Genomic DNA, 12,466 nt, shown 5'->3' on the forward strand with positions numbered 1-12,466 from the left:
AATGGCTGACCAAGAATTGCGGGTACTGGTGGTGGATGATGATTTCATGATTGCCAGGATGCATGGTAAATTTATCTCTGCCCAGAAAGGTTATCAGTTGGCGGGGACTGCCCATAACTACGAAGAAGCGATTATGATGCTTGAATCGGTGGAACCGAATTTAGTGCTGCTGGATGTCTATCTTCCCGATTGTTCCGGAATTGAATTACTTCGCGCCATTCGTTTACAAAATAAACGCTGTGACGTGATCTTGATAACGGCTGCAAAAGAGCTAGAAGTGGTGGAGGACGGTTTTCGCTTTGGCATTATCGATTATTTAATCAAGCCCTTTGACTTGAACCAGCTGAAAACCTCCTTAAATAAGTATTTAAAATTTAAGTCACGCCTCTCAAGTTCCACCCTTTTGGACCAAGGAACCGTAGATGATTTAAAAAAGCTGCGAATCTCGGAATCAACCGCACTCCCACTCTATCAAAAAGGTATTGATTTAAGGACATTGGAAAAAATAAAAAAATGCTTCTCCAACTCAGCCAGTCCCTTAAGCGCCGACCAAATTGCCAAATTAGCCGGTGTTAGTCTATCCACGACAAGAACGTATCTTTCTCATTTGGTAGAAGAACATGAATTGATTGAAGAACAGCAATACGGAACCGTGGGCCGGCCATTGAGATTATACCGGCTAGTGGAGTAGGATTGGATTTTTCAAAAAAATTGGTGATAAAATCGTGACGTGGTGAACTTTCCACGTCATTTTCTTTTGCTCACTTTTGTAGATATCCTGCTAAAGTGTTGATATATCCCAAAAAAGTGTTGATATTTTGCGAAAATTTGTTGATATAATCGGAATCTGTGTCAATATCCGGGCAAAAAATGTTGATATGATCTAATTTTGTGTTGATATCCTGCAAAAAAATGTTGATATCCTAAAAAGTGGAGCCACTAAGTCTGCTCTAAACCCAATAAAAAACGCCAACCCCAATACGTCATGGGATTGACGTTCAGTTCTCATATGAAAATAACAATGTGGAGATAAAAACTGAGGTTAAAGTTGAAGATGCATTTTGAGTTTTCCTAAATCTCTTTCATTCTGGACCGACTTCTTCCAAATAAGGTCTTGGTCCGCTTGTATATCAGTCAATTTATTTATCACTTTAGTCAACTTTCCATCCATGATCGTTTGATTTTCACGGACAGCAGCTTGGTCTTCTACAATAATTTGCAGTTTTTTACTCATAGATAGCTGTTCCGTTTTCACAACCTGGATTTCCTCTTTGATGCTTTGTACTTCTCCTTTTAGGCCTTGTACTTCTTCTTGGACACCCTTTACTTCTGCTTTTAAGCCCTGCACTTCTCCTTTTAGCCCTTGTACTTCTCCTTGGACGCCTTGTACTTCTCCTTTTAAGCCCTGCACTTCTCCTTTTAGCCCTTGTACTTCTCCTTGGACGCCTTGCAACGTTTCATTCATACCGCCTACTATCGTCACTAGGTTAGATAACATTTCTTCCATTTTTCCCGCATTCATTCCACTCACCTCCTTCTTAAAGAATATTATACATCACACGATAATCTTTGACATATAAGTATTAAAAGAGACACAATTCGATTCATTTCATACGTTTGATTAAAATCACCACAAACCATTTTGGAAAACGAACATTGTCCTGTTTCCTCGAATATTTCTTGTTGATAACCTGCCAAATTGTTGATATATCCCCAAAAAGTGTTGATATCCTGCGAAAATTTGTTGATATAATCTGAATCTGTGTCGATATCCGGGCAAAGTGTGTTGATATGATCTAATTTTGTGTTGATATCTCTCAAAAATTTGTTGATATCTGCAAATCAGCCGCTAAAACTCATCACAAAATTAAACTTAACAAAAAAACCCTTATCAATCCTTGATAAGGGCCAAACCTTTTTTATTTTTAACAATACTTTGACGACGTTTTTCCCGATTTCTTTGTAATTCGCTTTGTTTCCATATGTATTTCTGCATATACAGCCTAAGAACATCCTTCATACACTTTCCATTTTTCTCAACTGCATCGCGAAATTCATCACGAATACATTCGGGAACCTCAATACTCAATCGAACCGTTTTGGTGCTTACTTCCTTCTCCTTTTTTTCTGTGCTAGTTTGATGCATGATGGAACCTCCCGTTAGAATAAAAGACTTTTCAAATTAATTACGGAAAACTAAATATTATAAATTTTTAACCTAAACTATCTTAACAACTGAAAGCGGATACAAGAAAATATATTTTTCGTCAAACTTCGACATTCGGTATTCAAATGTTTTTCTGAAATAAAAAAAAGAAAAGTGCGTAAACACTTTTCTTAGGATGATGATTTTATTTTGTTAAAAGCAATTCCGGACGAACAGAAAAAGCCGCCTCTGTTTTTTCCTTTACTTCTTCTACCGAAACTCCCTCTTGTGTTTCGACTAGGACCATACCTTCCGATGTAAAATCAAAGACGGCCAGATCCGTAATTAAGCGGTGAACCACCTGTTGACCTGTTAATGGAAGAGAGCATGTCTTTTTTACCTTTGATTCACCATGTTTATTTACATGTTCCATGATTACCACTACTCGTTTGGCACCATGTACAAGATCCATTGCACCGCCCATTCCTTTGACCATTTTACCTGGAATCATCCAATTGGCTAAATCCCCGGTTTCAGAAACCTCCATCCCGCCAAGAATGGCAAGGTCAATATGCCCGCCCCGAATCATCGCAAACGATTCCGCACTATCAAAATAGGAAGCACCTGGCACGGTCGTAACCGTTTCTTTTCCTGCATTAATCAAATCTGGATCTTCTTCCCCAGCAACCGGATACGGTCCAATCCCCAATAATCCGTTTTCTGATTGAAGCAATACATTATAATCCGTCGGTATTTCATTTGCCAAAAGCGTTGGCATTCCAATTCCCAGATTCACATTCATCCCATCTTGGATCTCTTGTGCCGCCCGTTTTACAATTCTTTGTCTCATTTCACTCATCGCGTATTCTCCTCCCAAATCGTTTCTCTATGCCTTGCTAACCGTAAGCCTTTCAATGCGCTTCTCATAGTTCGTTCCAAGGAAGACCCTTTGAACAAAAACACTAGGGGTATGAATTTGATCTGCATCCAACCCGCCGATCGGAGTGACTTCCTCCACTTCCGCAATGGTGACCTTTCCGGCCATAGCGGCAAGCGGGTTAAAATTGCGGGCTGTTTTTCGATAGATAAGATTTCCAAGCGGGTCTGCCTTCCACGCTTTTACAAAGGCAAAATCTCCGACAATTCCTTCTTCCAAAATATAGGTTCGTCCGTTAAACACTTTATGTTCTTTTCCTTCTGCAATCGGTGTCCCTACACCCGTTGCCGTATAAAATCCGGGAATTCCAGCACCGCCAGCACGAATTCTCTCAGCGAGTGTCCCTTGTGGCACTAATTCTACTTCAAGCTGACCACTCAAAAATTGGCGCTCAAAAAGTTTGTTTTCTCCAACATAAGAGGAGATCATTTTTTTAATTTGACGATTTTCTAATAGGAGGCCAAGTCCCCAATCGTCTACACCGCAGTTATTGCTCACAATCGTTAAATCTTTTGTTCCTTTATCACGTAAAGCGAGAATGGCCTTTTCCGGGATACCAGATAGACCGAAGCCGCCAACAATGATCGTTGCTCCATCTTGGATATCCTGAATAGCTTCTTCAATTGAATCAATCGTCTTATACTTTTCCATTAAAAATCATCACCTTTCAATCTTATTTTCTTATAGGCTATTAAAATTGAATCGCTGATAAAATCCTTCAATTCGCGGATAAAGCGGCTGAATTCGCGGATAAAAGCTGGCAGCCCACTTATGGAGTGAAATTTTATACTTTCCAACCCCTTTTAGCGTAAATTTCCGGATAAAGACAACAATATTTACGAATCCTTTAAACTTTTGCCTGTTGTGGAATGCCCCGGGCTTTCATTTTTCCTAGTTTAATAAAGTTACGGTCGCGTTCATTTAGCTTTTGGGAAACGAGCCGATCGTCATATGGAAATATGCCTTCCCCTGATTTTGTTCCAAGCTTTCCTTGTTCAACCAACTCTTGAATAACTTCAGGGGCTTCTACACTTTGATCCAAATCAGGAGCTACATTTTCAAACACACGCTGCCAGGTATCAAGTCCGCCGAAATCAGCAATTTCAATCGGCCCTGTAAACGCCCAGCGAAATCCTGGTCCGGCAGTGATCGCTGTATCGATATCCCGTGCACTGGCTACGCCTTCTTTTAACAAATAAAAGGCTTCCCGCATTAAGGCAGTCTGCAAACGGTTGGCAATAAAGCCGGAAATCTCTTTCTTTAAGAGAATCGGAGATTTACCGATCTGGCGAATCAGATCCATGGTCGCATCGACAACCGCCTCTTTTGTTTGAGGATGCTTCACCAGTTCAACAAGAGGGACTAAATGGCCTGGATTAAAGAAATGCGTAATCATCATCCGATCGGCAAAAGTTGCCTTTTCCATTAAACGCGAGATGGGAAACGTCGACGTATTGGAGGCCACAATTGCATCTGCTTTCATGATTCTTTCCAATTTTTCGTAAAGCTCCCACTTCCACTCAATCACTTCTGGAATCGCTTCAAGGATAAAATCCGCTTCCCTGACCGCTTCTTCTAAATCTGCTGTATAGTGAATATTCGCTAAAACAGTATGCTTTTGCCCCTCATTCAGCCCTGCTTCTTCCACCATCAGTGAAACATTTTCAAGAATCCGCTTCTTTGCTTTTTGTAACAACTCTTCATTTAAATCATGGATCATAACAGAATAACCGCTAGCAGCAAAAGATTGGGCAATACTGCTCCCCATTACACCCGAACCAATAATGGAAATTTGTTGAATCATTTTTGACTTCCCTCCCGAGGCCTTTCCATCTAAGTGGCATTGCTATTTGACATCATATAATTTGCATTTTTCATAAAAACTGGTTTTACTAATTCCAAGCAGCTTGGCAGCTTCTAATTTATTTCCGTCCGTGACCGCCAGTGCCTGATGAATAGCTTGTTTTTCAACCAAGGCTATGGTTTCTTTTAAGGGTTGAACAGGTAAAGACGCAACGTCAGTCTTCACGTTAATCACTGGTTTAAAATGGTCTTGACGATCTCGCTTAGACTCTTGGTCGCGTAAATACAATGGCAAGTGATTCGGTTGAATCGTTTTGCCGTCGATCACATTAATGCAGCGCTCCAGCACATTCTCTAGCTCACGAATATTGCCTGGCCATGTGTGCTCCATGAGTTTTTCCTGCACTTCATTCGATAGTTCGATTCCTTTTCGGTAGAACCTCTTTTCCAACTTTTTCAGCAGGCTCCTCGAAATCAAAGGAATATCCTCACTTCGCTTCCTGAGCGGAGGAATTTGAATCTTTATGACATTTAAGCGATAGTATAGGTCCTGACGAAAGTTTCCATCCTCAACCATCTTTTCTAAATCTCGATGGGTGGCAGCAATGATTCGGACATCCACTGGAATGGATTTATGTCCGCCCACACGCCGCACTTCTTTCTCCTGTAGAACCCTTAGCAGTTTGCTTTGCATCGAAAGAGGCATGTCTCCTATTTCATCAAGAAAAAGGGTTCCCCCGTTCGCATGTTCAAACTGCCCCTTCTTGCCGCCTTTTTTTGCTCCGGTAAACGCGCCCTCCTCATACCCGTAAAGCTCTGATTCGAGTAAATGCTCGGGAATAGAGGCACAGTTGATCGCCACAAACGGGGAGAAACAACGAACGCTGTTATCATGCATCGCATGAGCAAATAATTCCTTTCCCGTTCCAGACTCGCCAATCAGTAGGACAGATGAATTACTGTTGGAAATTCTTTTGGCAAGTTCTTTTGCCGCAAGGAATGCGGAACTGGTCCCAATTAAATCTTGGAAGCTGTATTTACTTCTCATGTCTTTTTGAATTTTGGTCTGATAATACTTCAGTTCTTCCACAAGATGCTGAATTTTGCTTTGATACATCCGCCACTCCTCAGGGTTGCGAAACATCACCGTTCCAAGGCCCCCAACTACTTCCCCATTTTCAAAAAGCGGAAAACGATTGGCGATCATTTCACTACCGTTAATGGGTTGAAGGGAAGCTAGTTCCTTTTCCCCTGTTTTCGCAACGATGTGCATTCGTGAATTTTCAATCACTTCCGTTGCTGGACGTCCCAGAGCTTTTTCAACCGTTGTTCCGATAAACTCACAATAGGCTTCATTGATATAAAGAATAGTGCCCTCACGATCGACGATGACGACTCGTTCAGCTAGTAGATTAATAATTTGCTCATGCCAACTAGAAGGAACTCGTTCAAATCCTGGATTCACTTTCTTTCTCACCCCGTCACCTTTTTTACCTTATTATAACAAAAAGGCAGACCCTCGAAGATAGGAAAGAAGGCTATCCATTTCTAACAAAATTTTACTAAAACATCTTCCAGCTCCGGACGAATTATTGTGCTGTATACCCGCCATCCAAAATCACGGCTTGACCCGTTACGCCTCTTCCTTTATCACTCGCCAAAAAAACGGCATAGTCGGCAATTTCCGATACAGATAATAGCCTTTTTTGCGGGACAAGCGGCAAGAGGACTTCTCCGATCACACTGTCCAAGCTTACATTTCTTGTTTTCGCTAAATCAGCTAATTGATTTCTGACAAGCGGCGTATCCACATAGCCCGGGCATAAAGCATTGACCGTAATTCCATGCTCGGCCCCCTCCAATGCTGCCACCTTTGTCAAACCAATCACCCCATGCTTGGCACTATTGTAGGCGGCTTTGCCAGCAAACCCGATAACTCCATTAATGGAAGCCATATTGATGATTCTGCCAAACTTTTGCTCCTTCATGAGCGGGAATACGTTTTTGATTCCGATAAAAGGAGCCGTCAGCATGATGTCGATCAGTAATTTAAATTTTTCCGTAGGGAATTCTTCAATGGGGGCAACATACTGCATCCCGGCATTATTGACTAAAATATCAATTTTTCCAAACGTCTTCTGTGCCAATTCAATCCCATTCTTAAAAGCTTCCTCGTCGGTCACATCACATGGAGCAGCTAATGCTTCAAATCCCTGCTCCTTTAATTCCAATACCACTTGTTCACTTTTTTCAGCATTCAAGTCTGAAATCACTACATTTGCACCTTCATGGGCAAATGTCTTGGCAATTTCGAGCCCAATCCCGCTTGCGGAGCCGGTAATAAATGCTGTTTTTCCTTCTAATGCTTTTGTCATGATAGCTTCTCCTTAGTTTACGAGTATAATAGTCTTCCCCTTAAACAATGCCAAAGAGGGTGTAAAGGGCAATGATAAAGAACACAGCGATGGTTTTAATAATCGTTACGGCAAAGATATCTTTATAAGATTGCTTGTGTGTTAACCCTGTAACAGCAAGCAAGGTAATAACTGCTCCGTTGTGCGGAAGGGTGTCCATACCGCCGGATGCCATTGCTACAACACGGTGCATAACTTCCGGAGGAATATTAGCAGCTGCAATCGCCTGGTTATACTTATCAGCCATCGCACCAAGGGCAATCCCCATACCGCCGGATGCCGACCCCGTTATTCCGGCAAGCGTACTCGTGGTCACCGCGCCATTGACAAGCGGATTATGGAATGTACCTGAAATTCCTCCACTAATCTTAGCAAAGCCTGGAAGTGCCGCGATAATTCCACCGAACCCGTACTCCGCACCTGTATTCATCGTGGCTAAGAGAGAACCGGCAATGGATGTGTTTAGTCCCTCTTTCAAATTCTTCGTTACCTTTTTCCAATCATAAAGAAGCGAAGTGAGAATTCCCACGATCAGTGCCATAATAATCGCCCATATCGCTGCAGTCGTAGTCACATCCACTGTATACGTTTTCAAGCCGATAGCTGAAAAATCAAATCCGTTTGGATACCATTTCGGAATATAGGTAATAAACACCTTATTCATAACCCCGACAAGGATTAGCGGCACAAATGCAAAGATTTGTTTTCCAAGCGGCTGCTTTGCCGTTAAATCGGGAACAGCAGCTTCGTTTGGATCCTCTTTCGCCTTTTCTAATGCAGCTGCGGTTTCAGCTTCAAACCCGTAATAGCCTTCGCCCGCTTTTTCCGCTTGTTTTCTTCTCATCTCCAAATACAACAAACCGACAATAAAAACAAAAATGGCGCCAATCGTCCCTAATGTTGGTGCAGCATAAATATTAGTTTTAAAGAATGCGATTGGAATAACGTTTTGAATTTGAGGTGTTCCTGGTAAAGCATCCATCGTGAACGTAAAGGCACCGAGTGCGATCGTACCTGGAATAAGCCTTTTTGGAATATTTGCCTGTCTGAACATTTGCGCAGCAAATGGATAGATGGCAAACACAGCTACAAACAAGCTGACACCGCTATAAGTTAAAATGGCCCCCAATAGGACAATTGTTACGATTGCCCGTTTGGCTCCAAGCAGGCGGACAATCGTCCTGGCGATGGATTCGGCAATCCCCGACATTTCGACTACCTTTCCAAAAATAGCACCTAATAAAAAGACAGCGAAATACGACTTAATAAAGCCGACCATTTTTTCCATAAACACACCGGAAAAGAACGGTAAAACATGACTCGGAGCAACGAGAACAACCGCTAAGAGTGCGCAAATCGGAGCAAATAAAATAACAGAATAACCGCGGTAAGCAACAAACATTAACAGCCCGAGCGCTAATAAAATGACGAACAAATCCATATAAATCCCCCTTTTAGTTTGTTCCTTCTCTTTTCAAATTCTTCATGAACCTATAATTATTTTTCTTGTCTATCATAGATCCCACCCCAGTTTCTATGAAAACGGTATCATTTTGGTTCATACAACTTCCTTAGAAATGCGGACACCAAGTTCTTTTTGTGATCCCCATAAATCCTTCTGCCGCCTCTATAAATGGACGAAACTTCTTCTTAGTGAAACAATTGTTCTACTTCATGCACCCCCTAAGATGTTCATAAATTTTGTCCGCTATTCCAATAATTTGCAAGTATCGTGCCAATGTTAAAAGCTAGATACTTACAGAAACAGCCTTATTTGTTCATTCCGGAAAAACGGAAAATTCCTGATTTTCGGAAATAGATTTCAAATATTCCTGATTTTCGGAATCTTTAGAGAGGAATGGACATTTTCCTTTTTTACATAGAAAGAACGATTTCAACTCATAATAAAATAAGGGAGGTCTCATAAAATGAATGTAAATTGGTTGCTTGGGCTAGCTATATTATCTCAACAAGTGTTTATGCCAGGAAATTTGTTCCTCACTAACAATGGGCAGCCATTGTCCGTTGTTAATCGTTCTGACCTTTCAATGAACATACCCGAACTACCCATGGACCTTGAAAGGTTTAATAAGGTAATGGATGAAATCGACAAAACTGTTTCGAAACAGCCTAAAAATGCCATTATTAATTATCAAGGAACGATTATACCTGAACAAGTAGGTTACAAGTTAGATCGTACTATTTTTACCGAACAAGTTTATGCTTATTATTTTAATAAGGGTTCATCCAAATTAGAGGTTCCTCTACAGAAAGTTTATCCAAGAGTGGACAGCGAATTGCTTGGTACGATTCGAAGTGAAAAGATCGGGAGATATGTAACAACCTTTAATAACTTTAATCAAGAGCGGAACAGAAATATTTCTCTTGCTACTAAAGCGATTAATAACTATGTTTTGTTCCCAGGTGAAGTATTCTCCTTTAATAAAGTAGTTGGAAAAAGAACTGCAGGAAAAGGATATATGGCTGCACCTGTGATTATTAAGGGGGAATTTTCCGAAGATATTGGCGGTGGAATTTGTCAAGTATCCACTACCCTCTTTAATGCAGTAGATAATGCGGGATTAAACGTGATTCAACGTAATTCACACAGTAGAGAAGTTTCCTACGTTCCGCCTGGACGAGATGCCACAGTTAGCTGGGATGGACCGGACCTAGTTTTTAAAAATAAATATAATCAACCGATTCTCATACAAGCAAAAACATCTGAGAACAAACTGATCATTGAGATCTACTCCTCCGATGTGATTACCTATCGGCCTAAAAAGGTCCCGTACCTTCCAAATGGACAAGATGGCATGCCAAAATAAGCTTCTCATTCGACAAAAATCGGGTGGTGTGTCACCACACGATTTTTGTCGAATTGAATTTATGATTGGCCGAAAGGTGCGTGAAATAGAAAAGGAAAATCTTAAGACAACGCTAACGGTTGCTGAGTTCATAATTTAGACGGTTAGGAATTCATTATAACTATAGCTAGTACATACCATAGTAAATTTTGGGGAAAATATTTTTTGGAGGTTACTTATGGAGGAAAAGGGAAACCAGATCAGGCTAACAGCAGGTGAGATTGCTCAACTTTGGATTCAATACTTAAATGACAGCTCTAGCAAATGTGTTCTTTCGTATTTTTTAGAAAAAGCTGAGGATGAAGAAATTAAGCCAATAATTCAATATGCACTAGAGCTAACTAGGACACATATTGAAAAAATTAAAGCCATTTTAACTGAGGAAAAACATGTCGTTCCATATGGTTTTAGTATAAAAGAAGATGTAGACTTAGCTGCCCCTAGATTTTATTCTGACAGTTTTGTACTTAACTTTATAAACCAAATGTCTAAGGTTGGTCTTACATCATACGCTGGTAGTGTTTCAGCATCTGTAAGGGATGACATTAAAAGCTATTACATGGACTGCCTTACTGAAACAATGCAATTATTTAAAAAATCAACGGATTTATTATTGTCAAAAGGATTGTTTATTCGATCTCCCAGCCTGCCTAATTTAGAGAAGGTTGAATTTGTGAAAAAGCAATGGTTTATGTTAGATGTTTTTGGCGAGAAAAGACCATTAACAGCAGCTGAAGTAGATAATTTATTTACCAATCTCCAAAGAAATGCATTGGGAGTTGCTGCACTTACTGGATTTAGTCAGGTCACACAACATAAGGATGTAAAACAATTCTTTTTAAAAGGATTAGAAATTGGGAATAAACATATTAAATTATTTAGAAGTAAGTTAGAGGAAAGTAAACTACCTGCACCAATGGGGTGGGATTCAGAAAAAACAAATAGTACAGCTTGCACATTTTCCGATAAACTTATGATGTTCTTCACATCTGGTTTAATTGGTTTGAGCATCGGGTATTATGGTACAGCTGTCAGTCAAAGTCCTAGAGGCGATATAACTGCAATGTATAACAGGCTATCCTTAGAAGTTCAGCTGTATTCCGAAGATGGAGCAAATATCATGATAAAAAATGGGAGATGAATTAATAAGAAATAAGTAAATATAGCTCACATTTAAAGACCTTAAAGAAGTAAGGACTTTTTTATATCATTAGGAATACTCCTATAAACAGCATTTTAAATTGCCAAATACAATCCATGCTTATATGAAAACCATGATAAAAAAAAGTTGCCCAATTCTATAGGCAGCTTTATCTTTCCGAAATATTCGAAATGATTCTCTCAAAAACATCCAATTGATCGGTAACAATGAAAACAGGAAGAAGCATCATCGCTAGAAATACAACCAGATTCGAGCCAATCCCTATTTTAAAAAAGCTAGTTAATAACTTCATAATAGTCCCTTCTTAGTTTTAGTGTTAGTACATACTATGCCAATATATCAAAAGGGATTGGACAATCTGATAAAAAATCATATCACTACAGAGAAACCATTCTCTCTCGCGTTAAACACATAAAAAAACTGTCCGGATAAACTCAGACGGTCTTAATCTAAATATGAAAGAAAATACGAAATTAATATGCAGTCCAGCCAGATTCCCTCCAAGCCTTTTGCCTTTAAAAATACCTGACTTTAATTTTGACGCATAACGTACAATCTTTGCTTTATCCATCTTTATTTAAACATCAAAAAAGACCAATCTTGAACAGATTGGTCTCATTCTGCCTGGCAACGTCCTACTCTCACAGGGGGACAGCCCCCAACTACCATCGGCGCTGAGAAGCTTAACTTCCGTGTTCGGTATGGGAACGGGTGTGACCTTCTCGCCATTATTGCCAGACTATTTTATTTGAGGTTCATTCCCTCAAAACTAGATAATACAGAAGAAGTTTTAGTAAAAACGAGTTCACCTTAAGACTTGTCTAGCTTCGGCTCCTAACTTCTCGGCCGTTTCGATCCGTCCCTACAAATCCAAAAGGCAGGATTTGCAGTGCCGGCTCTCCAACGTCTGTCGAAGTTGAACAGTCGCCTCCGCTTTTCGTTTTGGTTAAGTCCTCGATCGATTAGTATCAGTCAGCTCCACATGTCGCCACGCTTCCACCTCTGACCTATCAACCTGATCATCTTTCAGGGATCTTACTAGCTTGACGCTATGGGAAATCTCATCTTGAGGGGGGCTTCATGCTTAGATGCTTTCAGCACTTATCCCGTCCGCACATAGCTACCCAGCGATGCCTT

Annotated in this window: 12 protein-coding genes and 2 rRNA genes; 3 read left to right on the forward strand and 11 right to left on the reverse strand. The window is 40.4% G+C overall.

Going from position 1 to position 12,466, the window contains the following annotated elements:
* The first annotated feature begins 1 nt into the window (after position 1).
* Complete coding sequence (locus E2K98_RS27815; protein ID WP_133339939.1) at positions 2–691, forward strand: response regulator; 690 nt, start codon at positions 2–4, stop codon at positions 689–691.
* A 351-nt stretch (positions 692–1,042) separates the two neighbouring features.
* Here the strand turns inward: E2K98_RS27815 and E2K98_RS27820 are convergent, their stop codons facing one another.
* From E2K98_RS27820 to E2K98_RS27855, 8 genes are all read right to left on the reverse strand, one after another.
* Positions 1,043–1,522, reverse strand: coding sequence for a hypothetical protein (locus E2K98_RS27820; protein ID WP_133339941.1), 480 nt, complete (start codon positions 1,520–1,522; stop codon positions 1,043–1,045).
* A gap of 369 nt (positions 1,523–1,891) precedes the next feature.
* Positions 1,892–2,146 carry a hypothetical protein gene (locus E2K98_RS27825; protein ID WP_133339943.1) on the reverse strand — a complete coding sequence of 85 codons (255 nt, stop codon included), beginning with the start codon at positions 2,144–2,146 and terminating at the stop codon, positions 1,892–1,894.
* 205 nt (positions 2,147–2,351) lie between these two features.
* Positions 2,352–3,005 (reverse strand): CoA transferase subunit B, encoded by a 654-nt coding sequence (locus tag E2K98_RS27830; RefSeq protein ID WP_133339945.1) that lies wholly within the window; start codon positions 3,003–3,005, stop codon positions 2,352–2,354.
* Between the two features lie 27 nt (positions 3,006–3,032).
* The gene (locus E2K98_RS27835) at positions 3,033–3,734 is read right to left on the reverse strand and encodes a CoA transferase subunit A (RefSeq protein WP_133339947.1); all 702 of its coding nucleotides are present in this window, start codon (positions 3,732–3,734) and stop codon (positions 3,033–3,035) included.
* Between the two features lie 196 nt (positions 3,735–3,930).
* On the reverse strand, positions 3,931–4,887 hold the full coding sequence (locus E2K98_RS27840; protein ID WP_133339949.1) for a 3-hydroxyacyl-CoA dehydrogenase family protein: 957 nt from the start codon (positions 4,885–4,887) through the stop codon (positions 3,931–3,933).
* A gap of 42 nt (positions 4,888–4,929) precedes the next feature.
* Entirely contained in the window at positions 4,930–6,351 is a 1,422-nt protein-coding gene (locus E2K98_RS27845) for a sigma-54 interaction domain-containing protein (RefSeq protein ID WP_133339951.1), read from the reverse strand.
* Positions 6,352–6,475: 124 nt separating this feature from the next.
* Complete coding sequence (locus E2K98_RS27850) at positions 6,476–7,261, reverse strand: 3-hydroxybutyrate dehydrogenase (RefSeq protein ID WP_133339953.1); 786 nt, start codon at positions 7,259–7,261, stop codon at positions 6,476–6,478.
* Between the two features lie 40 nt (positions 7,262–7,301).
* Positions 7,302–8,741 (reverse strand): GntP family permease, encoded by a 1,440-nt coding sequence (locus E2K98_RS27855; RefSeq protein WP_133339955.1) that lies wholly within the window; start codon positions 8,739–8,741, stop codon positions 7,302–7,304.
* Between the two features lie 487 nt (positions 8,742–9,228).
* Here E2K98_RS27855 and E2K98_RS27860 point away from each other — a divergent pair, with 487 nt between their 5' ends.
* Both E2K98_RS27860 and E2K98_RS27865 read left to right on the forward strand, forming a co-directional pair.
* Positions 9,229–10,128, forward strand: coding sequence for a VanW family protein (locus E2K98_RS27860; RefSeq protein ID WP_133339957.1), 900 nt, complete (start codon positions 9,229–9,231; stop codon positions 10,126–10,128).
* A 217-nt stretch (positions 10,129–10,345) separates the two neighbouring features.
* Complete coding sequence (locus E2K98_RS27865; RefSeq protein ID WP_133339959.1) at positions 10,346–11,308, forward strand: DUF3231 family protein; 963 nt, start codon at positions 10,346–10,348, stop codon at positions 11,306–11,308.
* Between the two features lie 169 nt (positions 11,309–11,477).
* Here the strand turns inward: E2K98_RS27865 and E2K98_RS31305 are convergent, their stop codons facing one another.
* From E2K98_RS31305 to E2K98_RS27875, 3 genes are all read right to left on the reverse strand, one after another.
* A complete protein-coding gene (locus E2K98_RS31305) occupies positions 11,478–11,621 on the reverse strand; it encodes a hypothetical protein (RefSeq protein ID WP_165976411.1) in 144 nt (47 codons plus the stop codon).
* A gap of 330 nt (positions 11,622–11,951) precedes the next feature.
* Positions 11,952–12,068: ribosomal RNA gene (rrf, locus tag E2K98_RS27870) — 5S ribosomal RNA — on the reverse strand.
* 203 nt (positions 12,069–12,271) lie between these two features.
* Positions 12,272–12,466, reverse strand: a 23S ribosomal RNA gene (locus E2K98_RS27875); the annotation flags it as partial.

The organism is Bacillus salipaludis, from assembly GCF_004358205.1.

Excerpts from the sequence above, each read along its gene's own strand:
- E2K98_RS27815 (WP_133339939.1), top strand. The coding sequence starts at position 2 with ATGGCTGACCAAGAATTGCGGGTACTGGTGGTGGATGATGATTTCATG.
- E2K98_RS27820 (WP_133339941.1), bottom strand. The coding sequence starts at position 1,522 with ATGAATGCGGGAAAAATGGAAGAAATGTTATCTAACCTAGTGACGATA.
- E2K98_RS27825 (WP_133339943.1), bottom strand. The coding sequence starts at position 2,146 with ATGCATCAAACTAGCACAGAAAAAAAGGAGAAGGAAGTAAGCACCAAA.
- E2K98_RS27830 (WP_133339945.1), bottom strand. The coding sequence starts at position 3,005 with ATGAGTGAAATGAGACAAAGAATTGTAAAACGGGCGGCACAAGAGATC.
- E2K98_RS27835 (WP_133339947.1), bottom strand. The coding sequence starts at position 3,734 with ATGGAAAAGTATAAGACGATTGATTCAATTGAAGAAGCTATTCAGGAT.
- E2K98_RS27840 (WP_133339949.1), bottom strand. The coding sequence starts at position 4,887 with ATGATTCAACAAATTTCCATTATTGGTTCGGGTGTAATGGGGAGCAGT.
- E2K98_RS27850 (WP_133339953.1), bottom strand. The coding sequence starts at position 7,261 with ATGACAAAAGCATTAGAAGGAAAAACAGCATTTATTACCGGCTCCGCA.
- E2K98_RS27855 (WP_133339955.1), bottom strand. The coding sequence starts at position 8,741 with ATGGATTTGTTCGTCATTTTATTAGCGCTCGGGCTGTTAATGTTTGTT.
- E2K98_RS27860 (WP_133339957.1), top strand. The coding sequence starts at position 9,229 with ATGAATGTAAATTGGTTGCTTGGGCTAGCTATATTATCTCAACAAGTG.
- E2K98_RS27865 (WP_133339959.1), top strand. The coding sequence starts at position 10,346 with ATGGAGGAAAAGGGAAACCAGATCAGGCTAACAGCAGGTGAGATTGCT.
- E2K98_RS31305 (WP_165976411.1), bottom strand. The coding sequence starts at position 11,621 with ATGAAGTTATTAACTAGCTTTTTTAAAATAGGGATTGGCTCGAATCTG.